The organism is Tychonema sp. LEGE 06208, from assembly GCF_015207505.1.
Taxonomy (GTDB): Bacteria; Cyanobacteriota; Cyanobacteriia; order Cyanobacteriales; family Microcoleaceae; genus Microcoleus.
Genome location: NZ_JADEWT010000011.1, coordinates 1 through 24527, shown reverse-complemented (window position 1 = coordinate 24527; position 24527 = coordinate 1). Strand labels below are relative to the sequence as shown.

Below are 24527 nucleotides of genomic sequence, written 5' to 3'. Positions count from 1 at the left end.
TTAACTTTAACTTTAACTTGACCGACTTGAGTATTGTTGATGAGGACGGGAAACTGAATAGGCCCAAGAGTAGCGCCAAGAGCTGGTATACTCTAGAAATTGTTAATTACAACAGCTATGCCTATTCCGTTTAGGGAAACACTCCAAATTTGCTGATAAGCTTTCATTTTTCCTCTCTTTGTTGAAAAGATAATACGACTTAGTAACTAGAACTCTTCAATTTGATATGTTGTTAGATCGAATCGCCATCGACCTTTTTTCAAGGGCGATAGCATGGTTATAAATTTTTCCGGTATTTCATAATACCTAGAATCCGCAGAAAACTCACAAATTGCCCGGATATTTAGGCGCGAAAATTCGGTAATTTCTTGACAGTCTTGAATCTTGAACAGTTTTGTAGATACAAACCCTCGCGTCACATGATTTCTTCTTGGGTAATTTTTATCGGTTGAGGGAAATCCCGTCATAGATCGAATGACTAAAAAGCGCTCGTCTGGCGAAAAACGAAAAGATTCAAGACCTCCCATGTGCTGTGACAATTGGCAGACAAAGGTTAAATCTGGGTAAGAATATAAACATACTTTGCCTGGAACTTCATAAGTAAAAAACTTGCTTTCATCAGGAGTAAAACCATAAATTCTTTGGGGAAAGCGGTGAATTTCTTCGCCTGTTGTCAAATCCCAGAAAACAGCATGGTCTTTCTGCGAAGCAGCAACAGTTTTGCCTCCCTCTAAAATAAATGTTTCTCTGACAACAACTCCAGGGTCCATTTGAAAAGTACGGATCGTTTCGCCAGATGCAGTATCTGTTACAGTAACTTGACCTTCGCGATCGCCACTAACAGAGTAGGGACTTACTGAGGGCGTGTTTTCTCTATCCAAGTCAGCTATCCTCCTATTTTCCTATCCTCGTGCGTGGTAACTCCAGGTAAAACAGAGCCTAATGCCATTACCCCAGAAAGGATTAAAGCCAACATAAACAGGAAAAAATATTTCATGTCTCGGCTTTTCTCGTGTGTTTCATAAGTTGCAAAGTAGTTTATCACAGCCGTCAAAGCAATTTTGTAAGTTCTAATACAAATAATCTCAAATTCAGTAAAAAACTAATTAGCAATTCTTATGTAATGATGTATATTTGTAATATCCCAACACAGGCTCACGATTATTCTGCTTCGGGGCAGGAGCAGGCCAAGTATAAGAAGGTTTTGACCAATAATCGTCTGGCGTACTCTGCCCTCTGCTGGGCAGATAACCGTAGGTTAAATTCAGCTTTGAACGAGGTGGTAAGCGTTCTTGAAGAGCAAGTTCCTTCTTTGTTACCTGCACAAACTCTGACTTCAGTTCGCTGCTGCGATGAGGTCCAATTGTTTTACTACAACTGGTGCAAAACTGATTACAAGCTAGCTTGGGCGGGTGAGGACAGTCAAATTTATCACAGTAATGTTTTTCGCGGTATTTCATAACGATGCCTTGGATTTCCCTGATTAATGAGTTCACAACTAACACTTGAACTGATGGACTAAAATTAGCATGACTATTCGATCTGGATACAGGGTTTATACGGAACTTTTTGGAATTCTCCTTGCATCCGAAACTTAGGATCAACTAGAGATTTCTCTGTTACAAACAAGTTAATTTTACACAATCTTTATAAAAAAATCTGACTTCCGGCATTTCGGATCGGTTGTTGTCAAAAGCGTCAAGAGGACTGCTGGAAATGAAATTGGCACTCTGGTACACAAGCTAACTCTACACAATCTTCACAAAAGAGAGAAATTGTGTCAATTTAACACTTACGTAACAAGACTTACGTATCGCACACAGACGAAAGAAACCGGGTTTTTTACCGAATCTGCGGGTTACAATCAAGGATTTCTGTAAAAAAACCCGGTTTCTGATCCCCCATGCGTCCAGGAATGTTGATATCAAATCCGCGTGCACTGGAATTATTTGTTTGTAAAATTTGGGAAAATTCGCAGTTGCGGGTTTTTCGCCACACCGCAACTGCGAACTTTTCCTACTTCATTAAAGCAGCGCCGCAGTTGTAAAGTTCCCGCGCATAATCAGTCCAAGTTCCCTGTCCCCAATAGCGGAAACAACTTGTTTGCAACAACAAGTTGTAAAGCAAAGCTTGTTGGTATTCAAACTGCTTGGTAACGGCGGCATCTTGCTGCACCAGCCGATCGTACTTTTGGTGAAATGCTGCGCTGAGTTGATTCATCGGTTCCAAGACGTTTTCGTAGCCTTTCACCCAACTTAAATCGTTAGTCCAAGAGGCACCATCCATATGAAAATTATGGTCTGTTTGCTTGAGTTGGGCGATCGCACTTTCGACCTTTTCCGGCGTCGCACTATCAGCATCGACTAACTGCCAGATTTTGTGCTGGTTGACTCCCTGACAAATCGGATAATCATCAGGATTAACACCCGCCGCCTCAATTATCTCCAAATATTCAGTCCCATTTAAACCGACAACACCCGATTTGCCACCGCCATCTTCCCGGTTTTCGTGCCAAGCTTTCATAAAAGCGCTGGGAAATTCATTCATCATCACGCCGCCATTTTCGCCGTCAGCAATCTGAGTGACTAAAGAAGGAACTGTGACATTGCCAATTTGCTGTTTTTGGCGGACTTTAGCTTCGTAATACGGCTGCATTTGACCGACCAACTTTGTATCGGAACCTTGGGTTTTAATCAAAGCCGTAATGCTGATGGTTTCGCCGCGAGAATTCCGGGCTTGCAAACGGTTGGGAATGTATTTTTGGTCTTGAGACAATCCCGAACCGTCGAGATTTTCTACAGAATGTTCCTGCACCATCAGCCAGCGGTAGCCGCATTCTTTCAAAGCTTTGATGTATTCGTAAAGCGTATCTGGGTGATTGGGAAAGTGCATTTCTGGGGGCGAAAAACCTTTGACGCGCTTGAGGGCATCAATGCCAAAAATGGATGCAAAATGATGTTGCCATGCTTGTATTTGGAGTTTAATGTCGGGAATTGGAGTTGAAGGAATGACGGCATGACTCCACATTGTCCCCAGCCATTCTACGTAAGGTTGGTATTGAGGATCGCAGGTAATCCGCTTGAGATTGTTGAGGACATCATCGCGTCCCATTTGGCGCAATCCCCACAATAAATTGCCGGAATAATCGAGCATAATTCGCGGGTTGCAGCCTTCGGCAATTAGTTGGGGAATGAATTCGCCCATGCGGGAATAACACCAAGCAAAGACTCCGGCGTTGTGATTGTCTCCTTGGTTAGGATTTTCAAACATATTCTGCAAATTGCAGATTAGTTCGCCGTTTGCACCGGCTGGAATTGTGGGTTGGTGCATATGCAGGGCGCAGGCAAATCCGGCTTGAATATTTTCGAGGCGCAGATTTGTGGTAGGTAGAAAGACTGGTTCGTTGCTGTGGGCTGCGGCGCTAATTTCTGCTTCAAAACCGCAAATATTGGGTAATCCTGAGTTGATTTCGTTTAAAATTGGTAGGTTGGGAGATTGTGCGATCGCAGGCATAAGACTTTCCTCAGTAATTGTGGAGCTGTACTGTCTGCTATTGCTAAAATAGCTGTAAAATTTAATTTTAGCAGAATATGCATACCCAAAATAAGTTTATTAATTACCGATATGCTCTATTGGGTGCAAGAGCCTGAAAGAGTCTTATTCGTTGCAGTGGGGTTAAATAGTTACAGGGAGTTTTTTATCAGAGCGTTTATTTGAAGAAATTTAGGTAAGATCAGGAGGAAGAAACATCGCACAAAAATTTGCAGGCATGAAAGTGTCTGAGATTCTTAAAGGTAAAAAAGGTAGTATAAAACAAGCGCAATTTCCGGCAAATTCGCCAAGTTGGGAAGAGTTGAGCGAAATGATATGGGAGGAAATTAAAAGGGGTGTTGAAGATAATATTCTAGGTTTTAGTATGGTTCGCAAGTTGTTGAGCGATCGGAGATTTGATCGATGAAAAGTAATGAATTTGACCGAATACTTTTGTTTTTGCAAAGGCTGGGAAAACAGGCGATCGATTACAGTTTAGCCCATCACCGGGATGAAGCTGTGATGGTAATTGTGGCTGTACCTGGGGAACGGTGGGAAATTGAATTTTTGAGCGATGGTTCGGTGGAGGTAGAGAAGTTTTTCAGTAATGGAGAGATTGCTGGAGAAGAAGCTTTGAGTGAGTTATTCGATCGCTATTCGGAACGAGAGGAGACAAAGGGCGATTTGGCTCAAAAGATTGAGTTAACAAATGCGAGAAAATGAGTTATGTTTTGCGGAATTTGCGATCGAGCTACTGCATTTTTTACTGGCTAAACCGATGATTTGTGCTTGGAAGGAGAGCTTGCAGCTTAGCCTTGATGGTATCCTGCCGCGTTAGGTTATTGCCAGCGATCGACCGAATCGGCCTCAACTTTCGCAGCGCGGCGCGTATTTTCCCTGTATTCCCAATGGCCGACTTGCTTAGGAGCCGAGAAATCATATACTTTGTCAAGTTAAGAAAATATTTTTGGATTCAATCTAGGAGTAAGCAAAAAAAATGTACATCGTACAAATTGCCTCAGAGTGCGCCCCCGTTATCAAAGCTGGGGGTTTGGGCGACGTAGTTTACGGTTTGAGTCGAGAATTGCAGAATTCCGGCCACTGCGTCGAGATTATTCTGCCCAAGTACGACTGCATGAGGTACGACCACATTTGGGGGCTGCACGAGGCCTATCGGGATTTGGCCGTGCCCTGGTACGACGGCGAAATCCTTTGCGATGTCTACTGCGGCTGGGTGCACGGGGTGTTGTGTTTTTTCATTGAACCTCGATCGCAAGATAACTTTTTTAACCGCGGCTGTTATTACGGTTGCAATGATGACAATATGCGGTTTGCATTTTTCAGCAAAGCTGCTTTGGAATTTTTGCTCAGAAGCAACAAGCGCCCGGATGTGATTCACTGTCACGATTGGCAAACTGGTTTGGTTCCAGTCATGCTGTTTGAAGTTTACAAATACAATTGGATGGAAAATCAGCGAGTCTGCTATACCATTCACAATTTCAAACATCAAGGTATGGGCGGTAGCGAGGTTTTGCGGGCAACGGGTTTGAATCGAGATGATTATTATTTTCAGTACGATCGCCTCAGAGATAATTTTAACCCCTTTGCCATTAACTTTATGAAAGGGGGCATTGTCTACTCAAACTTTGTCACCACGGTGTCGCCGCACCACGCTTGGGAAGCTCACCTCGGCGAGTTCGGCTACGGTTTGGGCCACACTTTGCATACATATCAAGATAAGTTTCGCGGGGTGCTCAACGGCATTGATTATGATGTATGGAATCCTGAGAGCGATCGCTATATTCCGCATCACTATACTGAAAAGGATCTGGCAGGAAAAGCCAAAACTAAAAAGGCTTTGCGCGATCGGCTTTTATTGCGCGATGCTGACAAGCCTATGATTACCTTTATCGGTCGTTTGGACGATCAAAAAGGCGTTCACCTCGTCCACCACGCAATTTATTATTCTCTGAGTAAAGGCGCGCAATTCGTGCTTTTGGGTTCGGCGACGGAAGCAGGAATTAACGCACATTTTCAGCACGAAAAATGGTTTTTAAATGACAATCCAGACTGCCATTTGGAACTTGGTTTTAATGAGGAACTGTCGCACTTAATTTACGCGGGTGCGGATATGATCGTGGTGCCGAGCAATTACGAACCCTGCGGGCTGACTCAGATGATCGGGTTGAGGTACGGTACTGTTCCTGTGGTGCGAGGTGTGGGCGGTTTGGTGAATACGGTGTTCGATCGCGATTACGGCACCAGCCATCTCCCCGAAGAGCGCAACGGTTACGTGTTTTACCAAAGCGACTATTACGCTTTAGAGTCGGCGCTCGATCGGGCGATCGGATTGTGGTATGACTATCGTGATGAATTTGAAAAACTCGTAATTCAAGGTATGAATTGCGATAATTCGTGGAAATATCCAGCTAAAGACTATGTGGAAATTTACGAGCTAATTCGACACAAATGAATTAGTCAGTAGTCAGTAGTCATTAGTCATTAGTCATTAGTTATTAGTCATTAGTCATTAGTCATTAGTCATTAGTCAACAGTCAACAGGTAGGGGCGGTGGATGGTGCGTGCCCGCCCTCAAGCGTCAACTGTCAACAGTCAACTGAGATAATGTTTTGAGTAAAAATGCGGGGGTGGAAAGTACGAATGTTGATTGTAGGGTTTTCTTGCCTGTCGCACTCAAGTGCGATCGTACAAGATAGAAGTATAGAAATTAAACGGCTGGTGTTCGCCCGCCCTACAAAAAATGAATTCACAACTAGAACAACAAGTAACTATTCTGCAAGACGAAACAGTAGCGGCAGGCAATACAGCAAACCCAACGGTTGAAACACCTTTATTCGCCTCAGAATTTGCAACCGAAGAAAAAGTCAGAGTAGAAGAGTTTAAGATTAGCGCCGACAGTTTAATTGGTAAAGTCAAAGAACTAATTCAGCAAGGAAAACTGCGCCGCCTCGTCATCAAAAACTCGCAAGGACGGACTTTGGCAGACATTCCGCTGATGGCGGGATTGGTAGGTGGCGTTGCAGGCTCAGTAGTCTTTCCAATTGCTGCTGCACTTGGCGCAGTTGGGGCGGTTGTGGCTCATTTGACTGTAACTGTCGAGCGAAAAGAGTAGTCATTTGTCCGCAGTCATTAGTCCTTAAATCATCTAATTTGTAATTGCGCGACGAGAGAGCAATCCCAGAGTTGGGGATTGCTCTTTCGTCGCGTAATGGCATTACTCTCGTTACTACGATCTGCGAAAGTAAAGTAACGCATATCTTGAGGCTCTGCTTCGCTGTTTCGAGTCTCATTTTACCGGAGGCAGAGGCTAGGAAGCAGAAGATACCCTAATTTTTAGGGTGAAGTATTCTGCTAGTTTCAGTTTTTTTCCCAGATCGCTTTGCTAAAATAAAATGGGGCTACTGAAAAGTTTTACCCCATATAGTTGTCTTTATTTAAAAAAAAGTTATGCCAGAACGGATAACTCGTATCGATATAATACGGGAAGAGCTAGGAGTGTCAGCCTACAAAAACATTGCTGTTGCAGACTTTCAGATTGGGAATGATAGTGAGGAATTGATAGCCGTCAGCGGTCGATCGACTCGTCCCGGCACAGTTGGTTTACCAGACGAGCCATTATTTAAGACTTTTGAAGTCGCGCCCGGACATTCACGAGGCTATGACAGCGAATACAAACTTCTTGAGGAAGTGGCATTGAGATATGTTCAAACACCAGAGATTCAAGGTAACGTAAATCTATGGACGGAAAGAGAACCCTGCGATTCCTGTTGTTACGCAATCGAGCAATTTCGTAGGCTGTTTCCCAATATCAGACTGACGGTAAACCATACAATGTAAACTCAGCAAAATCTACGCACAGCCAGATTTTTAAAGTGGGAATATCTCAAGGTTGGCGTTGCTGAATAGGGTTCGGAAATCTGTAAGAGCAATCCTCCCAAGAATTGCTCCCATCGCCAACACACTCCGGGGCGCCCCGGAGGTATTACTTAAAGGATGTAGTAGCTATGTACTTAGATCGAGTTAAACAACAACTGATAGAACTAAAACTCATAAGGCAAGATGAACTTGTAGGCTGTACCCCCGATGAGGTAATGGCTATCCAGCAACAGTTGGGGATTTCTCTGCCCCTCGCCTATCAAGAATTTCTGTTATCTATGGGGCGTAGTGCTGGTAAATTCTTGCGGGGTTCGGACTGTTTCTTGAATCATTTACCTCAACTTCAGGAGTGGGCTGTTGAGTTATTAAATGAAAATAACTTTCCTGAATCCTTAGCAGATGATGCCTTTATTTTCTTGATGCACCAGGGCTATCAATTCAGCTTTTTTAGATTATCAGAAGGCGCAGATCCCCCGATTTACTCTTATTGCGAAGGGACTAACCAAATTGATTTCATTAAAAGCCATCAAAGTTTTAGTGATTTTTTGGTGACAGAGGTCGAAATTCATGCGAAGTATTTGATGCCTGTTGCTAGCAAGTAATGACTTCACATACAACAGAATCTCACCTTACTGAAGTCAGAGCCTCTTGGTATTCATTCCCAGGCCTAGCCTGGGAATGAGAGGAAGAGGAAATGATTTAATTAGATGCTTTCGCCGCAGGCTGGTCTAAATAATTGTATACAATCCGCGAAATTCGGCGCACAAAATCTCTGACAATTGGGTCATTGTAAGGACGTTTCACAAAAATTGCGGCTAAATAACGCTTGCCATTCGGCATATCAATAATCCCCGCATCGCCCACCACAAAACCGATATCTCCGGTTTTGTCAGCAATCACGGCTCCCGCCCCCAAACCCGAAGGTAGCAGCGTTCTAGTTGTGGTGCGCCGCAATAATTCTAAAGCTTGTTCTCGACTCGATTCCGAAACTAATTTCTCGCGAGACAGCATTGCTAGCAACTTTACCATATCCACAGAACTTGTGGTATTTGTTCCTTGAAAATCGCCTAACCAGTTGCGAATTCTCGTATCCGTTAATCCCCAACTGCGAAAACGTTCGTTGAGTTTAGCGATTCCTCCCAAACGTTCGATAATCATGTTGGTGGCTGTATTATCGCTGATCGTAATCATTTTATCTACGGTTTCTCTGATGCTAAACCGAGTGTTATCTGGTTCGTCCTGCATGGTTCCAGAACCGCTGGCCACTAAGTCCGACTTCATAATTAATGTTTCGTCCAGGCTAACTTTGCCCGCGTCTACATCTTGATAAAATGCAATTAAAATTGGCAATTTAATTGTACTCGCCGCCGGAAATACTCGATCGCCTTTGATATCCAAATATTCTCCTGTATCTAAATCCAGAAAAAACATTCCGGCACTCAGGGATCTGTATTGGGCGATCGCACTTTCAATCTGAGGCTTAATTGCGCTCATTTCCAAACCGGTTCGCATCTCCAAATCAGCGCCATGGTTTCTCTCAATTCCTGAAGCAACAGTAGGCGAAACTTGACGTGGTTTTTGTTCTACCTGGGTAATAGCTGTTGGTGGAAAAGACTCGTTGCCGGAGATTTGCTCTGGATTCGGCAACTGAAACGACCAGCGGGTTGCAGATTCTCTAATAACTCGGACTTTTTGCGGATCTAACTGATAACCGGGAGTTAATTGTATCACTAATCTGGTAGTTTCGCTATCAAATTGCCCGATTCTAATTTGTTGAATAGCTGAGTTGTAGCTTTGAGGACTTTCGGGATATTCCAAGACAATTCCCGGTAAATCAATTACTAAACGGGTGGGATTGGCAATAAGTTGAACTTGGGGTTGAACGCCTGAATCCGTGGTTAAGTTTAGTTGATTTTGGCTGGCATCGAAGTGCCATGATGTTAGTGTATCAGCTTTGACAGGCAGGGCGATCGACAAAACACTAATTAAAGAAGGCAACAGCCATCGCAGTTTTGGAGTCATATTTAAAGAGAAAGAGTTGAACGGCTGCAACGAAACAACGGCCAGAACAGCGTTCTCAACCGCTTTCGACGCAAACCACCTAGCATCATACAGTCAACTCTTGCCCGCAACCGTAAAGTTTATTATTTTGTTTGAGAATATTCCCTTGCCCGCACTGAACAGACATTTTGACAAAAATCGACAACAATCGAGAAATTATCTGCGTTAAGAAAGCGTCGATCTGCGTCGATTTGCGGTTTCGGCAATTACCAAATCTAAAATCGATTGGTTTCTAGCATCTTCGATCGAGTCGATCGCAGCTTTGAGAAAAACTTTGCCTTTAGCAACCTTGCGGCGATCGCTCAAATGATCGTAAGCTTCCCAATTACCGCTAACTTCGCGGTCGTGCCACAGAAACCAGCCGCGATAGATTTCCCCGCTATCTATATCATCGCACAGAACCAGCCAATCATCCCCGGTGAGAGTGCTGTCATCTAACGCTATCAATTCAATCCACGCTAAAGCAGTGCAGGCATCGATCGCCTCAGCATCAACCAAGTTAGATTGTGTAGCGGTAGGTTGCGGCGAACAAAGTGTAGACTTCATAATTTCTCCTTAATTAAATTAATGAATGTTTTTATTTGTGGAACAGAGGGGGAACAGCAAGTGGAAAAACGTTGTTTTGATGAGTTTCGGGTTGGTCGAATTTACCAGCGGCGGATACTTCTGTTAAATTATTAAGTGTATTAATTGTGAAAATTGCAGCGGTTCCTAAAGCGGCCATTGCCAGTCTGTGTAAGATTTTAGTCATTTTGATGCTCCTTTTTGGCCTGACGGATCGATTCTGCTAGTGTAGGGTGTGTCACAGAAGATATTTGACGCGAATCAGACAGTTTGTTTCTGCGGCACCCTTGGGTTTTGATGTATCTACTCTAAAAAATTCAGTGATTCCGGGCGGGGGAGATTGGGGAGTTAAGAAAAGTTTCTGGTTTTCAAATACATTCAAAGGTTGAAGCCGTTATCAGGATGGAGTTTGAAGAATCGATCGCCCAAAAAACCTCCCGCAGTAAAATTCCTTAAATTCCGGCTAGCTGACTATCTGGCTCAAAATCGGCTAAAATAGGAACTTAAGACCTTAAACTTTTTAAATTTGTTCCCTTTTCAGTGCAAGCGAAGTGCTCAAGTCAAAACGATCTCGCGGTCGCATTCTCACAGCGTCAGGCTTAAAGAAACTTAACGAAACGCTCCAAGAATGGTCTGACCGATATAACATTAGAGGTACTCTGACGGAAATCGAGGCTGAATCTGGCGTCGGTATCGATACAGTCAGCAAAATTAAGCAGGGTAGAGAAGGTGCAGATTTAAGTAAAATTCGTCAGTTGTTCGCGGCTTTCGATCTAACTCTGACGAATGACGACCACCGATCGGCTAAACTAGACGATGCCGAAGGTCTCGGCGAGTCGGACAATTTAGCTGCGGCGGGGGAAACCGCCAGCAGTGTTAAAGTATTTGTCAGCTATCGCAGCGCCGAACCCGATCGCGAGTTGGGAAAACAGTTGGAAACGGCATTAAGTGCGATCGGTCATACAGTTTTCACAGCCGAAAATAACATTAGATTGGGAGATAATTGGTTCGATCGCATTAACTTCTTCCTCAAAGAATGCGATTACTTGGTGTTGCTACTGCCACCAACAGTCAGCCAAAGCGAAATACTAACATATCAAGTTCAGCAAGCAAAAGAACTGCAAGATGCCCGCCCTGACAAAAAACCGATAATTCTCCCCATCCGCGTCGGTTTCCCGCTAAACGCGCCTTTAAACCACGACTTGCGGGGCTATCTGTACCGCATCAAACAAAGGGAATGGAAAACCACCGCCGACACACCAATTATTATCGAAGAAGTGCTAAATTTGCTAGCAGAAACTCCCGCACCAGTCCCAGAAGAAGCGGAAGATTTAACGCAAAACCAAGTATTAGAAATTAGCAGCGACGAAATACCCCAACCAGTCGCCGAACCGGAATTACCGGGAGGACAAGTAGATGTCGCCTCTCAATTTTATGTAGAACGCCAGCCCATCGAAGAACGCTGCTATCAAACTATTGTACAGCCCAGCGCGTTAATTAGAATCAAAGCACCCAGACAAATGGGAAAAACTTCCTTGATGGCAAAAATTTTGCATCACGGAAGCCTTCAAGGTTATTGCACAGTGCCACTAACTTTTCAGTTAGTAGATAAAGCCGTATTCGCCGATTTAGATCAATTCTTAAAATGGTTTTGCGCCTACGTTGGGCGCGAGTTGCACTTAGCCAATCAATTAGACGATTATTGGGACGAGATTTTTGGCAGCAAAGTCAACTGCAAAGATTACTTTGAAAAATATATCTTGCCGCAAATCGACAGTCCTTTAATTTTAGGATTAGACGAGATCGATCGCGTTTTCCAATATCCAGATATTGCCGAAGACTTTTTAGGATTGCTGCGGGCGTGGCACGAAGAATCAAAACGGCGCGACATCTGGAAAAAACTGCGATTAATTGTAGTTCATTCTACCGAAGTTTACATTCCGATGAACATCAATCAATCGCCTTTTAACGTGGGACTGCCCGTAGATTTACCGGAATTTAACCACCTGCAAATCCAAGATTTAGCCGCGCGTCACAATTTAAATTGGTCGGATGCAGAAGTTGAGGAATTGATGGCAATTGTCGGCGGACATCCGTATTTAGTGCGAGTTGCATTATATCACATTTCGCGATCGGATTTGACGCTTGATGAATTAAAAGAAACTGCTACCAGCGATGCGGGAATTTATAGCGACCACCTGCGCCGCCAATTGTGGAATTTAGAAGAATATCCAGAGTTAGCGGAAGGAATGAGAGAGATTGCAGCGGCGGACATTCCCGTTCAATTAAAGTCGATGCAGGCGTTTAAATTGGATAGTTTGGGGTTGGTGAAGTTGCAGGGTAACGAGTGCGTGCCGAGGAATGAACTGTACCGCCAATATTTTCGATCGCACTTAAGCGCGATCGGGTAAAATATAGAGCGATCTATGGTTGAAATCGCTACTCTACAAACTCTCGTTCCACCAGAGAGGAACTAATTAATAATCAGGTGAACACTGCCCGTGAACGATATTTTTTTGATAAATTCCGATAATTGGCTGGATTGGATAACTGTGTTTGGTTATTTAGCTTTTACAGCTTTCATTGCATGGCGCGTAATCACCACAAAGTAGATGTAAGTAGAAAGGCGTAAATATTTGTAGTTGGGATGAGGCAGGAGTCAGGAGACAGAATGCAGGAGGGATTGGGGTTTGAGCCTCATTTATCTTTCTTAACACAGTTGTGTTTTTCCCCACCGACTTACTTATTATGAAATTATCTTCTTCTTCTTCTTTCTTACTTCGCGTCCTAGCGCTGACGCGCGGCTTCGCCTAAAGCGCCTTCGCGGTTCGTTAAAAAAACGGTAAAATAAGACAATAATCAACTCGCCCATACAGTTATGCCGCCCGTCGAAAGTGTTGCAGCAATTCCGAACGATCTGATTTTGCGCTTGAGCATCGAGCAGTATCATGCGATAATTCAAGCTGGCATTCTCACGGATGATGACTCTGTAGAATTGCTGGAAGGTTGGCTGGTTTTCAAAATGCCCAAAAATCCACCGCATCGAGTCACAACTCGTCTTGTCAGAACAGCTTTAGAGAATATTTTACCCCCTGGTTGGTATGTCGATTCCCAAGAACCGATCACGCTATCCAACAGCGAACCCGAACCTGATATAGTGGTTGTCCGAGGGGATACGCGACAATATCTCGATCGGCATCCGGGGGCTGAAGATATTGCCCTGATTATTGAAGTATCAGATACGACGCTTCAGCGCGATCGAACTGTAAAAAAACGGATTTATGCCCGCGCTGGAATTGCAATTTATTGGATTGTGAATCTTGTGGAAGGACTGGTTGAGGTGTACTCTCAACCTCTTGTTGAAGTTGAGCAGCCAGATTACAGTCAAAGGTTAGATTTCGGGCGATCGGCTGTTATACCGATTATTATTGAAGGAATAGAAATTGGGGCGATCGCTGTGAATTCTCTTTTACCTTAAGATAAAATGAGTAATATTGTTTACGGTTGTTTTTGAATGATTGAACCGCAGAGGCCGCAGAGGCCGCAGAGTCAGAGAAGAGAGAGAGATGAATAATTCCGATAGCAACGGATTTGAGATCAATCCTAAACTTGTAGGGTGCGTTAGATGAAGTTTTAGAGAGGTTTTTTAGGGTTGTATTTAGATAGAATCCTCTCATAGATTTCATAATTTTCTCGATCGAAACAGCAAAAAATTACTTGTTGAGAACCACCATTATTTTGTATATATTCCGAGCATACCTTCACTGCAATCTCACCTGCTAGAGCTTTAGGAAAGCTGTAAATGCCGGTGCTAATGCAAGGAAATGCCAAACTCTCAAACTCTCGTTCTGCGGCAATTTGCATACACTTACGGTAACACTCGGCTAAGAGTTCCGGTTCTCCATCATTACCCTTCCGCCATACTGGCCCTACTGCGTGGATGACGAAGCGTGCAGGCAATTTATATCCCTTAGTTAGTTTAGCATCTCCAGTCTTACATCCTCCAAGTAATCGGCATTCATCAAAAAGTTCCGATCCTGCTGCTCTGTGTATTGCTCCATCTACTCCACCACCACCAAGTAAGCTGCTATTTGCAGCATTCACGATCGCATCAACTTCGAGTTTTGTGATGTCGCCCAAAATAACTTTCATATTCTACAATAGTAAAATTTAGACAATTTTAGCACAGGAACTCGTTATCTAGTCTTGCTCTCTCAACTTTCGCAAAATTGGAATTTGTGCCAACTGTTCCGGCCGTATACTATCCCAGTTTAACCCTGTCGGACGCGGATAACTTGTATTAGTCTCAATTACCTCACCAGCAGTAACAATCCAATTCAGCGGCCAATCGTGAGGCTGCATTGGCAAGCGCGAATCTGCGACTACTTGCAAAGGATGCACTGTTGTTACAATTGGCGTATCGATTTGTACTAACCCGAATTCCTTCAACATAGCCAATTCCAAATCGGCAAATCCTGCACCTTTTCCGGTTCTTCCACCGCTGCGCCCCGCCGCTACACAGCCGACTATTACTAAATCAATTGGTTCCATTTCTGCAAAACTTACCAATTTGCCGCAAGCAAGTGCTTTGTGGGCGATCCTCTTCGTTGGCGCAGCCCCCGCAGGGGCGGGCTTTCCTTCGGATCGCTTCGCTAACGCTAACGCACTTTCGGCAATAGATACATTTTGTCTCTGCAAATCCGCAGCAGTCAACTCAACAAAACAGCGATCGTCTGTCAAGCGCGGTACAGCCACATACAAGCGTTTTCCATCTTGCAAAGCGCGCATTCGCACCGGAATTTGTGCCGCATCTGGATTGCACTTAATCGTTTTTGCTTGTTGCCAAATTGGTAAGGTTGCTAATTTTTCTGCCGCCATGTCAGCATTAACAAAGTTGGGAATATGACCAAAGCAATCGCCAATAGATGCGGCTTGCTGTTTCAGCAAAGACCAAACTTCATTTCTTAATAAATCTTTGTTCTGGTGATATCCAATCCAATCAGTTTTCATGCTGTTTTGTGGTACAATATGTTATACAAAATTAAACTTTAATACCGCCTCATTTCTTCAGTCCGCGCAGGCGGACTTCGTTTGACAAGCTGCGGTTTCAACCGCCGAATAATCTTTATTGTGGTACAATGTATCATACAAAATTAAAACTTTAATACCGCCTCATTTCTTCAGTCCGCGCAGGCGGACTTCGTTTGACTAGGAGCGGTTTCAACCACCGAATAATCGAAGCCGTAATCTTGTTATTTTATGGATTTTACCACAAAGCCCAGTTACTATCAAGTCGGCGGCAGTCTCGGCACTAACGCTCCCAATTACGTCAAGCGCCAAGCAGATGACGACTTCTATAATGGATTGAAAGCGGGGGAATTTTGCTATGTTTTGAATTCGCGACAAATGGGAAAATCTAGCTTGCAAGTGCGGACAATTCAACGGCTGAGAGATGAAGGAATTGCTTGTGCTGCGATCGACATTTCGGAAATTGGCAACCGCAGCGTGACTCCCGAACAGTGGTATGCTGGGTTACTCCGCATTCTGGAAAATAACTTTAATCTGTCGGATGTTGTCAACGTGCGGACTTGGTGGCGCGATCGCAATTTTTTAAGTCCGGTTCAAAGATTGAGCGAATTCATCGAAACTGTACTTTTAGCCAATATTTCCAGCAATATTGTCATTTTTATTGACGAAATCGACAGCATTCTCGCCTTGGATTTTCCCGCCGATGATTTTTTGGCGTTAATTCGATCGTGCTACAACAAGCGCGCCAACAATCCAGAATTCGATCGCCTGACGTGGGCACTGTTGGGCGTAGCATCGCCAGCGGATTTGTGCCGCGACAAAAATCTCAGCAGCAGCACCCCTTTTAATATCGGTAGGGCGATCGAACTAACGGGTTTTGACGAAACAGAAGCGCAACCGCTAGCAGCGGGGTTGGCCGAGCTTACAGACCAATCTGGGGAAGTTTTGAAAGAAGTATTGTATTGGACTGGCGGGCAACCCTTCCTCACTCAAAAGCTGTGCAAACTTCTGTTTGAAAATGCACCTCCCGCTTGTCAAGGGGGAGAGCAAGATCGCATTCAAAATCCTCAAGCTTGGGTTGAGGAAGTGGTGCGCTTGAAAATCGTGGATAATTGGGAATCTCAGGATGTGCCCGAACATTTGTCCACAATTCGCGATCGGCTTTTCAAAGAAAACCAACGCATTATCAGAAGACTCGGATTGTACCAGCAAATTTTGCAGCAAGTTGACATTGTTCCCGATCGCAGTGCCGAACAAATGGAATTGCGCTTAACCGGATTAATCGTCAAGCGCCGGGAAAAATTAACAATTTCCAATCCTATTTATCAAGCTGTATTTAACAAAAACTTAATCGCCAAAAAGTTAGAAAAACTATCGCCTTATTCCGAAGCTATCAAAGTCTGGCTGAATTCAAACTGCGAGGATAATTCCCAACTGTTGCGCGGGGATAATTTGCAGTCAGCATTAGTTTGGGCCGCCGATAAAAGCTTGAGAAACGAAGATTTCCAGTTTTTGACAGCCAGCCAAAAAATGATTTTGAGCGACCAAAATCAACTGCTGCTTGCAGCTACACTAGAAACCAAAAAAGCTGCGCGCGATGCCGAAACAGCTTTGATAGAAGCTGATGCAGCCAAGCACAAAGCGCAACAGTGGATCGGCATCGGTTCCGCGGTACTCGCAGCCTCGTTAATTGGGGCGATCGGCTTTTCAACTCTCGCTTACCAGCGTTTTAAACTCGCACAAGCAAGTATTGAAATCGAACAAAATGGCAGCGATGCTTTGCTATTAGCGGTATCTCAAAAGACAGATAACAGCCAAGCTTTATCAGAAGCGTTACTCAGGGCGATCGCCTCGGGAGAAAAATTAAAAACCCTGGTTAATAATAAACCAAATTTAGAACAATATCCAGCCACAAGGCCGCTGCTAGCATTACAAATAATTCTCGATAAAATCAGCAAAAAACAGCAGATAAAAGCATCATCACTTCCGCACTTGATGAAGTGGCAAGCTCATGCAGGTGCAGTTACCAGCGTCAGTTTTAGCCCTGACAGACAAATTTTAGCAACCGCAGGTATAGACGATAAAGTTCGGATTTGGAACTTTTCCGGGTCTAAAATTGCTGAATGGAAAGCTTTGCAGCAGTCAGTTAATATGATAAGCTTTAGCCCGGATGGCAAGTTTTTAGCAACGGCAGGAAAGGACGGCACAGTTAAATTTTGGAACTTATCAGGTAAAAATATTTCGAGTTTTCAAGCAATTAAAGGCTCAGTTACCAGCATCAGTTTTAGTCCCGATGCAAAGTTTTTATCTGCGGCAGGAATCGACAGTAGTGCGGCAATTTTGCTGTTATCAAAACAGCCTAAAGTAATATCATCCATTGTCAAACTTCCCGGTCATAACGGCTTAGTAAGAAGCGTTAATTTTAGCCCTAAAGGAGATTTTGTCACGACTTTAGACGGTAAATCTACAGTGCGAATTTGGAATTTGTCAGGACAACTGGAAAAAATACTGCCGGTGCAGGCAATCGGTATCAGCTTCAGTCCGGCTCAACAGCAGTATCGCTTTGCTACAGTAACATTTAACGGCAAAGTCGGGCTGTGGAATTTGTCAGAAAAAGAATTAATGAATGAATTTCAAACCTTGCATTTTGATGCTAAATCAATCAGTTTTAGTCCAGACGGAGAAAAGCTGGCTACTGTGGGAATTGACAAGACGGTGCGGCTGTGGAATTTAGCGGGGCGACAGGTTGCTCAATTTGAGTTTGAGGAGAATGTTGTTAGTGTTGGTTGGAGTCGAGACGGCAAGCAAATTGCTGTAGCTGGAAGCAACGGCACTGTCTGGCTGAGACAGGTTGAAGGGTTGGCAGAATTGCTGAAGCAAAGTTGCAATTTTCTTGGTAGTAAACCGGAGTATTTCAGAAGGGTTTCAACTATCTGCAAGCAATCAAATTATTGAGAATACACACACGGCAATGTCGATATATAGCCGAGTCTCAGAAAGATGAGGTACTATGCGGCATAGGGCAAACAGGGCATAGGGCATAGGGCATTGGGCCCAGCGAAGCGGAGGGATTGGCCCGCGCAGGGCGAGCGCGAAGCGGAGGGATTGGGCATTGGGCATATCTCACTTTTTTGATAACCGCTATATCGTAATAAGTAAGGTTCGTAGTGCGGACTAAAGTGCACTCTTAATTTTCGGACTGAAGTCCGCATTACGAACCCATATTCTTAAGGAGGCAGAGCCAAAGCATCTGCATTACCAGGCAGAGCTTGGTAACGAGCAAATGACTAATGACTAATGACTGTTGACTGTTAGCTGTTAGCTGTTAGTTGTTAGTTGTTAGTTTTTATTTGTTAGTTGTTATTGGGAATTGAGAATTGGGCGGAGCGAAGCGGAGGGATTGGAAATTCGTAGCCAATAACCAATAACCAATAACCAATAACAACTAACAACTAACCAATAACCAATAACAACTAACCAATAACCAATAACTAATGACTAATGACTAATGACTATCAATTTACCTTAACAGGCGAAACACTTACATTCGGATTTTTAACTCTTCTTAAAAGTTCTTGTCGGGCTTGTTCGGAATTTTGCCCTTTTGGCACTTGATATAATAATCTACAGGAACCGTCTTGAGGATTAGCTGCACAAATAATTAGTTGACCGCTAGGAGATGCACCTGCTGTGACAAGATTGTCCCAGTTTCCTTGGGGTTGCGAATTGTTGAGAATTCCCGAGACTCTGGTGCAGCGAGTAATTGCGTCTTCTCCTGATTCATTGAAATAGTTATCGGCAACCCACAGAATAACGGGAATATTTTTGCCTTGTTGCACAGCAATTGTGGCCGGGCGCCCGCCCGCAGCGCCGCAGAAAAATGAGGGGGTTTGGGCAAAGGCTGGACAGTTTCCTAACATCGGAACTGCCAGGGCAATAATTGACGCGCTAAAAGCTGACTTTAAAAGCCGAAATTTCATGGGCGGTAATAAGCTTTTTCATTTATGGTTACTAATACTCTAAAAAATTAGACTGCTTCTTGCCGGGAAGATTAGGCATTTAGGGAAAAAATAAAAATTATTCTGTAAAGTTTGCCCGTTAGCGAAGCCCTCGGAGAGGATCGCCCATACTTGTCTCATCAGGGTCAAAATTTACCGAAAAATGCTCGCCGACAGACATCGAGGGCAGAAAATAAGTGCAGCCACAAAGGGCGCAGGTGCGAAGCTATAGGGTAAAGGTGCGGTTTTTCACCGTTTTTTGTTAAGCCTTGCCCAGATCGCTCTCGCCCCCCCTAATCTGCAACCTGTGTTAGCATCAGTAAAAATATTCTCTTTAATAATCAACAATGGGCAATGTTCTAGTGCTCAACGCATCCTACGAACCGCTCAACATCACCAATTGGCGAAGGGCGGTAATTTTGTTGTTGAAAGGAAAAGCAGAACAGGTAGAACATAACGGGAAATTTATTGCGCCAAACTTCCCGCTACCAACTGTGATCCGACTGAGGCATTACGTCCGAGTTCCCTATAAGGAAATTCCGCTTACCCGCCGGAACATCTTGCACCGGGACGCGCACTCTTGTCAATACTGCGGTTATACCGGAGACGGTTTGACGCTGGATCACGTGATTCCTCGATCGCGCGGAGGAGGCGACAGTTGGGAAAACCTCGTCACGGCTTGTATGCGCTGCAACGTGAATAAAGGCAGTCGCACCCCGAAAGAATCGGGAATGCTGCTGCGCTATCCACCGAGGAAACCTCACAGCGGTCTTTATTTTGAAGTGACGAAACAAGTTAAGAGCGGTATGCACAAAGAATGGCAAAAATATGTAATTGGCCTTTAACACCCCTGTCAGCGAAAGCGCGGGGGTTTTTTGCAGAAGTTTTGAGTTGTAGGGATGCGCCGGTCAGCGCGCGCGCGCGATCGTTTAAAGTTAAAAGTTAAATAATAGAGAACTTACGCTTTTAAATCGGGTTTTTCATCAGAAATATTGGCTTTGATAACGAAGCACCTACAAAAAAACCGGGTTTAAGGGCTTTTGGCGCGCAAGTTCTGAGAGAATTACAGTCCGGGACGCACGCGGTGTCAAAAACCAGGTTTTTGCATCAAGTATCTCTCGGCTCGATCGACAATTTTTCTGAGAAACCGGTTTTTTGGGTCTAGGACTATTAAAGAAACCGGGTTTTTGCCTAATCTATAGACTGTAGGGCATAATTTTCTCCAAAAACCCGGTTTTTGGCCGCTCCTCCGTAAGTCCTAAATTAATTAAATGGTTAAACTTTAACAATGAAAGACCGCCCGCCTACTAATTCAGATGAAACATCTAGCAACCGCGAAGGTGAGGTTGACCCCATCGGCGAGGCTGTACCCGCAGCGAGTGAGCCCCAGAAACGGCGCAGCAAAGCTGAAGTTGCTTCCGAAGAAAATCGCGCCAGTCTCCGCGAGGAATTGCACGCTCGTAAAGTCGAGCAATTGCGCCAAATGTTCGATCGCAACAAAGGCAGTCGCCAGTTAATTTTGCTGCAAGATTTTCCAGACCCCGACGCGCTTTCAAGTGCTTGGACTTACAAATTAATCGCCGAAAAATACGATATCCAATGCGAGATTCTCTACGCCGGCACTCTCAGCCACCAAGAAAATATTGCCTTAGTCAAATTAACAGGGTTGCCGTTGCAGCGCTGGACGTTGGAAACGGCAAAAAGTAAGAATTTATCGGCTTATAAGGGGTGCGTTTTTATCGATAACCAAGGCACTACTTGTAACTTAACTGAGTTTATTTTAGGGGCGGGAATTCCGATCGCAGCAGTGATCGACCACCACAGTTTGCAGGGGGAAATGAACGCAGAGTTTACGGATTTGCGCCCGGAAATCCGCGCTACAGCCACGATTTTTACGGAGTATTTGCAGGCGGGAATGTTAGCTTTTGACAGCAGTATCAGCCAGCACGTCAAGTGCGCTACGGCTTTGATGCACGGTTTGCGATCGGATACGAATGCCCTCAGACAAGCTCAGGAGGAAGAGTTTTTAGCTGCTGCTTATTTGAGCCGTTTTTATGACTCGCAGTTGTTGAATGCGGTGTTGCAGTCGTCTCGTTCTAAATGGGTGATGGATGCGATCGAGCGATCGCTCAAACACCGCATCGTCCAGAACAATTTTTCGATCGCCGGCATCGGCTACCTCCGCTATGACGATCGGGATTCTATTCCCCAAGCCGCAGACTTTTTAATGACCGAAGAGAACGTACACACAGCCGTCGTCTATGCAATTGTTCACGACAAAGACGAAGAAATTGAAGTAGTAATTGGCTCGCTGCGAACGAATAAACTGACTCTCGACCCGGACGAATTCATTAAAGAAGCCTTCGGAAAAAATGCTGAAGGACGCTTTTTTGGCGGTGGTAGAAGTCAAGCTGGAGGCTTTGAAATTCCGGTGGGATTTCTTTCTGGCGGAAATGAGGATAGCGATTATGCAAGGATGAAATGGGAAGTATTTGATGCTCAGATAAAGCAAAATTTGCTAGATTTAGTTAGTCCTAAAGAGAATCCGATTTACGATCATTAACTTTGGAGTTTCTAGGCACGGCCTTGATTCCAGCAATAGCCGGGGAATGCGATGCGGGGTTCGACCTCCGGTTGCTACCAGGTTTTGCCATATTTTTTTCTACCGAAGCGCAAACTCTCAACTTAATCGTCAGTCCTCCCCCCATTTCAAATCTCCTCAACCGGGTTTTTTCACTCTTATTGAGGGTTGGAAATCAAATCCAGCACACCTCTGTCAGTTTGAACGAAGTAATATCGGCGTTGCTGATTTACGGTACGATCTCAATTCCGGTTGCACTCCTCATGATGTTAACTGTTAACAGTCAACAGTCAACAGTCAACAGTCAACAGTCAACAGTGAATTTACTATTCCGATGAAGACAGGATTTGATATGAGGTAATGGACGGTAGCATCGGAATAATCTATTTGGACGATCGCACTCATAATTCCGATACTACCGGATTTGAGATGAAATCCTAAATATGCCAGTCATAGAAACCAGTATCGACAAAGCTGGAGGATTTTCAACTGATTTTTTTCATACCCTGATTAAGCAACGCCATAGATTTTATCCCATTTCCCAAAAATACACACCAAACAAACCGGGTATTTTAACTATTGTCAAAGGATGCAACAAAGTATTTTCGTGAAAAACCAGGAGTTGGGAAAAATTTAGTTGGCTCTAGCTTACTAAAATTCACGATATGATTCTTCAATCATAACACTTCTACAGGGTTAACTTTTTTCAATTTGCTGATAAATTCACTAAGTTAATCATAATTCGTTATATTTGGCGCAGAAAAATTCCGCTCGGAATTAGAAAATAAACGCCGTAAAAAAGCAAAATAAATCTAGAAAAATTTAGATGATTTGCTAAGTTTAAAAAACTAAGATTTGTAGTGTTCTCGCTTTCAAAATACAAATTAAGTATTTTTTTTGATAATCCTAACAACAGATTATGAGAATTTAAAAAAATATTATATTTATTTGTTGCGGGGTAGAATAGTAATAAATAGCTAAAAAAAAGGAACACGGAGATGTCTACAAAACAGACTTTCTCTTGGTCGTTAGAGAAAATCCTAGAAAAACTTTCAGAAATTGTAATTCAAATCAACGAGTTCGGGGATCGGGAGAGCATTTTGCAATGTGCGGTAGCAGAAACTAGGGTGCTGCTGCAAACCGATCGCGTAATTATTTATCGCTTCCTACCGCATGGAGATAGTGCAGTATTGGCTGAATCCGTTGGTGGCGAGTGGCCGCCCATGCTGGGACAACTGATTGATGACCCTTGCTTTGAAACAACCTGGCTAAAGGGTTACAGCCAGGGACAAACCAGCAGCATTGCTGATATTAACAGCGGTCATATTCCAGCTTGTCATATCGAATTGCTCGATCGCCTCCAAGTGCAGGCAAATTTAGTTGTACCAATTTTGCTAGATGGCAAACAGCAGCAATCTCCGAAGCTGTGGGGACTGTTGATTGCTCATCAATGCCGAAGTCCGCGTCAGTGGGAACCTCTCGACATTCAGATCCTGCAACACGTTGCAGTGCAGCTCAGCTTGAGGATGCGGCAACTGGAATCTCACCACCCGGTGCTGCCAAATCAACCGCCACAACTCGAAACAGCACCGGCTCAAACTGTCACCAATATAGAAAGAGTCAACCGTCAAAATAGCCTGGAACCAGACAGTGCCTGTTCCCTGAGCGGCGATATTATCCACCTCAGAGCCTTTGACTTGTTGCAAAACCCGATCTGGATATTTGATATTGAGCATTGGCAAATGCGGTGGGCAAACCAAGCATCCTTGTACCTGTGGAATGCTGCGACGCGGCAAGAACTCACGAGCCGCAACTTTAGCGATGTGTCAGAGTCTACTCGGGTTCGCTTGCAGAGCTATCTGCAGCAGTTTGAGCAAGGCCAAACCTTGTCCGAGCGGTGGACGTTTAACCCCGCCGGTGAGCCTGTTTCTGTCGGCTGTCGGTGCTCTGGCATCAGGATTGACGGCGGGCGTTTGGCAATGCTGGTGCAGGGTACGATCGAAACCGTCGATCGAATTGAGCCGGAAACTCTGCGATCGATCGAAGCACTCCGCCACACCACGCTGATGGTTTCCCTGTACAGCCTAGAAGGCTTGCTGCTGCTGCAAAACCAGGCGGCCTTGCGCTGTTATGGAAACACAGACAATGCTTTTGTGAGCCGCTTTGTTGACGATCAGGTAGGAGAGCGAGCAATGGCAGTTCTCAAGTCCGGTGAGGTCTTTAGTGCTGAGGCTCAAGTGATTACTCTGGCGGGAATTCGGTGGCACGAGATGGACGTGCGATGTAGCAACGACCCGGTAACAGGCAACCCGATGTGGCTCGTAAACGAAAAGGACATTACCGACCGCCAGCAGACGGAAACAGCCCTGCAACAGAGTGAAGCCCGGTTGTCAGAAGCCCAGCGGGTTGCCCAGATCGGTAACTGGGAATGGGACGTAATTACGAGTAAAATTACCTGGTCTCCCCAACTATTCGAGATTGTGGGACGCAACAGGGCCCTGGGGGAACCTACCTATGAAGAAAACCTACAGCTTTACCATCCCGAAAGCGCCGAACAGCTACACCAGCTAGTTCTACGATCCCTCAGTCACGGAGAACCCTATCGATTGCGGCTCAGAGTCTTGGGTGTCAATGGTTCGATCCGCTATATCGAAGGCAGGGGACAAGTCCAACTATAGTCATTTCAAATAAGTATGAGACTATTTAAAAATGAGGTAAAATGAATAAAAATAGTGAAGCTGCTAGGAAAATGTCTTACAGTATTGATTTGAGAAAAAGAGTAGTGGATTATGTAGAAAATGGCGGTCGTATCGCTCAAGCTGCCGGACTTTTTAAGGTAGGAAGGGCAACGATATATCGGTGGCTGG

General features: G+C 44.4%; 23 protein-coding genes. 14 read left to right on the top strand and 9 right to left on the bottom strand.

Annotated features, from left to right (window positions below):
- Window positions 1-206: 206 nt before the first annotated feature.
- The 3 genes from IQ263_RS04820 to IQ263_RS04810 all read right to left on the bottom strand — a co-directional run bounded on the left by IQ263_RS04820 (window position 207) and on the right by IQ263_RS04810 (window position 3513).
- Complete coding sequence (locus tag IQ263_RS04820; RefSeq protein WP_194066424.1) at window positions 207-881, bottom strand: WD40 repeat domain-containing protein; 675 nt, start codon at window positions 879-881, stop codon at window positions 207-209.
- A gap of 225 nt (window positions 882-1106) precedes the next feature.
- Window positions 1107-1460, bottom strand: coding sequence for a hypothetical protein (locus tag IQ263_RS04815; protein ID WP_194066423.1), 354 nt, complete (start codon window positions 1458-1460; stop codon window positions 1107-1109).
- A 556-nt stretch (window positions 1461-2016) separates the two neighbouring features.
- On the bottom strand, window positions 2017-3513 hold the full coding sequence (locus IQ263_RS04810; protein WP_194066422.1) for a glycosyl hydrolase family 57: 1497 nt from the start codon (window positions 3511-3513) through the stop codon (window positions 2017-2019).
- A 262-nt stretch (window positions 3514-3775) separates the two neighbouring features.
- Here IQ263_RS04810 and IQ263_RS04805 point away from each other — a divergent pair, with 262 nt between their 5' ends.
- The 6 genes from IQ263_RS04805 (at window position 3776) to IQ263_RS04780 (ending at window position 8030) form a co-directional block, all read left to right on the top strand.
- Window positions 3776-3958: a hypothetical protein gene (locus tag IQ263_RS04805; protein WP_194066421.1), complete on the top strand. Its 183-nt coding sequence runs from the start codon at window positions 3776-3778 to the stop codon at window positions 3956-3958.
- Window positions 3955-4254, top strand: coding sequence for a hypothetical protein (locus tag IQ263_RS04800; protein WP_194066420.1), 300 nt, complete (start codon window positions 3955-3957; stop codon window positions 4252-4254). The genes IQ263_RS04805 and IQ263_RS04800 overlap by 4 nt, the downstream gene beginning before the upstream one ends.
- Window positions 4255-4528: 274 nt before the next feature.
- Window positions 4529-6004 carry a glycogen synthase GlgA gene (gene glgA, locus IQ263_RS04795; protein WP_194066419.1) on the top strand — a complete coding sequence of 492 codons (1476 nt, stop codon included), beginning with the start codon at window positions 4529-4531 and terminating at the stop codon, window positions 6002-6004.
- Window positions 6005-6292: 288 nt separating this feature from the next.
- The gene (locus tag IQ263_RS04790) at window positions 6293-6664 is read left to right on the top strand and encodes a DUF4342 domain-containing protein (protein WP_194066418.1); all 372 of its coding nucleotides are present in this window, start codon (window positions 6293-6295) and stop codon (window positions 6662-6664) included.
- Window positions 6665-6999: 335 nt separating this feature from the next.
- Complete coding sequence (locus IQ263_RS04785; protein ID WP_194066417.1) at window positions 7000-7389, top strand: deaminase domain-containing protein; 390 nt, start codon at window positions 7000-7002, stop codon at window positions 7387-7389.
- Window positions 7390-7556: 167 nt separating this feature from the next.
- Window positions 7557-8030, top strand: a complete 474-nt coding sequence (locus IQ263_RS04780) for an SMI1/KNR4 family protein (protein ID WP_194066416.1) — start codon at window positions 7557-7559, stop codon at window positions 8028-8030.
- 97 nt (window positions 8031-8127) lie between these two features.
- Here the strand turns inward: IQ263_RS04780 and IQ263_RS04775 are convergent, their stop codons facing one another.
- The 3 genes from IQ263_RS04775 to IQ263_RS04765 all read right to left on the bottom strand — a co-directional run bounded on the left by IQ263_RS04775 (window position 8128) and on the right by IQ263_RS04765 (window position 10240).
- Entirely contained in the window at window positions 8128-9450 is a 1323-nt protein-coding gene (locus IQ263_RS04775; protein ID WP_194066415.1) for a serine hydrolase, read from the bottom strand.
- 204 nt (window positions 9451-9654) lie between these two features.
- Window positions 9655-10035: a hypothetical protein gene (locus IQ263_RS04770; protein WP_194066414.1), complete on the bottom strand. Its 381-nt coding sequence runs from the start codon at window positions 10033-10035 to the stop codon at window positions 9655-9657.
- A 31-nt stretch (window positions 10036-10066) separates the two neighbouring features.
- Complete coding sequence (locus IQ263_RS04765) at window positions 10067-10240, bottom strand: hypothetical protein (protein WP_194066413.1); 174 nt, start codon at window positions 10238-10240, stop codon at window positions 10067-10069.
- Between the two features lie 364 nt (window positions 10241-10604).
- On the opposite strand from IQ263_RS04765, the gene IQ263_RS04760 reads away from it, so the two are divergent.
- Window positions 10605-12464, top strand: a complete 1860-nt coding sequence (locus IQ263_RS04760; RefSeq protein WP_194066412.1) for an AAA-like domain-containing protein — start codon at window positions 10605-10607, stop codon at window positions 12462-12464.
- Window positions 12465-12931: 467 nt separating this feature from the next.
- Window positions 12932-13531: a Uma2 family endonuclease gene (locus IQ263_RS04755; protein WP_194066411.1), complete on the top strand. Its 600-nt coding sequence runs from the start codon at window positions 12932-12934 to the stop codon at window positions 13529-13531.
- A gap of 155 nt (window positions 13532-13686) precedes the next feature.
- Here IQ263_RS04755 and IQ263_RS04750 read toward each other — a convergent pair whose 3' ends face one another.
- Both IQ263_RS04750 and IQ263_RS04745 read right to left on the bottom strand, forming a co-directional pair.
- Window positions 13687-14205 carry an O-acetyl-ADP-ribose deacetylase gene (locus IQ263_RS04750; protein WP_194066410.1) on the bottom strand — a complete coding sequence of 173 codons (519 nt, stop codon included), beginning with the start codon at window positions 14203-14205 and terminating at the stop codon, window positions 13687-13689.
- A gap of 48 nt (window positions 14206-14253) precedes the next feature.
- The gene (locus tag IQ263_RS04745) at window positions 14254-15063 is read right to left on the bottom strand and encodes a 5-formyltetrahydrofolate cyclo-ligase (protein WP_194066409.1); all 810 of its coding nucleotides are present in this window, start codon (window positions 15061-15063) and stop codon (window positions 14254-14256) included.
- Window positions 15064-15312: 249 nt separating this feature from the next.
- Here IQ263_RS04745 and IQ263_RS04740 point away from each other — a divergent pair, with 249 nt between their 5' ends.
- Window positions 15313-18036, top strand: a complete 2724-nt coding sequence (locus IQ263_RS04740; RefSeq protein ID WP_194066408.1) for an AAA-like domain-containing protein — start codon at window positions 15313-15315, stop codon at window positions 18034-18036.
- A gap of 560 nt (window positions 18037-18596) precedes the next feature.
- Here IQ263_RS04740 and IQ263_RS04735 read toward each other — a convergent pair.
- Window positions 18597-19061: a COP23 domain-containing protein gene (locus IQ263_RS04735; protein WP_194008208.1), complete on the bottom strand. Its 465-nt coding sequence runs from the start codon at window positions 19059-19061 to the stop codon at window positions 18597-18599.
- Between the two features lie 365 nt (window positions 19062-19426).
- Here IQ263_RS04735 and IQ263_RS04730 point away from each other — a divergent pair, with 365 nt between their 5' ends.
- The 5 genes from IQ263_RS04730 to IQ263_RS04715 all read left to right on the top strand — a co-directional run.
- Window positions 19427-19924 (top strand): HNH endonuclease, encoded by a 498-nt coding sequence (locus IQ263_RS04730; RefSeq protein ID WP_194008207.1) that lies wholly within the window; start codon window positions 19427-19429, stop codon window positions 19922-19924.
- Between the two features lie 443 nt (window positions 19925-20367).
- A complete protein-coding gene (locus IQ263_RS04725; protein WP_194066407.1) occupies window positions 20368-21642 on the top strand; it encodes a DHH family phosphoesterase in 1275 nt (424 codons plus the stop codon).
- Window positions 21643-21665: 23 nt separating this feature from the next.
- A complete protein-coding gene (locus IQ263_RS28180) occupies window positions 21666-21998 on the top strand; it encodes a hypothetical protein (RefSeq protein WP_228049792.1) in 333 nt (110 codons plus the stop codon).
- A 660-nt stretch (window positions 21999-22658) separates the two neighbouring features.
- Window positions 22659-24338: a GAF domain-containing protein gene (locus tag IQ263_RS04720; protein ID WP_194066406.1), complete on the top strand. Its 1680-nt coding sequence runs from the start codon at window positions 22659-22661 to the stop codon at window positions 24336-24338.
- Window positions 24339-24409: 71 nt separating this feature from the next.
- Window positions 24410-24527, top strand: a 118-nt coding sequence (locus tag IQ263_RS04715) for an IS630 transposase-related protein (protein ID WP_194066405.1), incomplete at its 3' end; no start/stop codon positions are given.

Excerpts from the sequence above, each read along its gene's own strand:
- IQ263_RS04730 (WP_194008207.1), top strand. The coding sequence starts at position 19,427 with ATGGGCAATGTTCTAGTGCTCAACGCATCCTACGAACCGCTCAACATC.
- IQ263_RS04775 (WP_194066415.1), bottom strand. The coding sequence starts at position 9,450 with ATGACTCCAAAACTGCGATGGCTGTTGCCTTCTTTAATTAGTGTTTTG.
- IQ263_RS04745 (WP_194066409.1), bottom strand. The coding sequence starts at position 15,063 with ATGAAAACTGATTGGATTGGATATCACCAGAACAAAGATTTATTAAGA.
- IQ263_RS04765 (WP_194066413.1), bottom strand. The coding sequence starts at position 10,240 with ATGACTAAAATCTTACACAGACTGGCAATGGCCGCTTTAGGAACCGCT.
- IQ263_RS04720 (WP_194066406.1), top strand. The coding sequence starts at position 22,659 with ATGTCTACAAAACAGACTTTCTCTTGGTCGTTAGAGAAAATCCTAGAA.
- IQ263_RS04780 (WP_194066416.1), top strand. The coding sequence starts at position 7,557 with ATGTACTTAGATCGAGTTAAACAACAACTGATAGAACTAAAACTCATA.
- IQ263_RS04785 (WP_194066417.1), top strand. The coding sequence starts at position 7,000 with ATGCCAGAACGGATAACTCGTATCGATATAATACGGGAAGAGCTAGGA.
- IQ263_RS04815 (WP_194066423.1), bottom strand. The coding sequence starts at position 1,460 with ATGAAATACCGCGAAAAACATTACTGTGATAAATTTGACTGTCCTCAC.
- IQ263_RS04750 (WP_194066410.1), bottom strand. The coding sequence starts at position 14,205 with ATGAAAGTTATTTTGGGCGACATCACAAAACTCGAAGTTGATGCGATC.
- IQ263_RS04755 (WP_194066411.1), top strand. The coding sequence starts at position 12,932 with ATGCCGCCCGTCGAAAGTGTTGCAGCAATTCCGAACGATCTGATTTTG.
- glgA (WP_194066419.1), top strand. The coding sequence starts at position 4,529 with ATGTACATCGTACAAATTGCCTCAGAGTGCGCCCCCGTTATCAAAGCT.
- IQ263_RS04735 (WP_194008208.1), bottom strand. The coding sequence starts at position 19,061 with ATGAAATTTCGGCTTTTAAAGTCAGCTTTTAGCGCGTCAATTATTGCC.
- IQ263_RS04790 (WP_194066418.1), top strand. The coding sequence starts at position 6,293 with ATGAATTCACAACTAGAACAACAAGTAACTATTCTGCAAGACGAAACA.
- IQ263_RS04800 (WP_194066420.1), top strand. The coding sequence starts at position 3,955 with ATGAAAAGTAATGAATTTGACCGAATACTTTTGTTTTTGCAAAGGCTG.
- IQ263_RS04770 (WP_194066414.1), bottom strand. The coding sequence starts at position 10,035 with ATGAAGTCTACACTTTGTTCGCCGCAACCTACCGCTACACAATCTAAC.
- IQ263_RS04810 (WP_194066422.1), bottom strand. The coding sequence starts at position 3,513 with ATGCCTGCGATCGCACAATCTCCCAACCTACCAATTTTAAACGAAATC.
- IQ263_RS04725 (WP_194066407.1), top strand. The coding sequence starts at position 20,368 with ATGAAAGACCGCCCGCCTACTAATTCAGATGAAACATCTAGCAACCGC.
- IQ263_RS04740 (WP_194066408.1), top strand. The coding sequence starts at position 15,313 with ATGGATTTTACCACAAAGCCCAGTTACTATCAAGTCGGCGGCAGTCTC.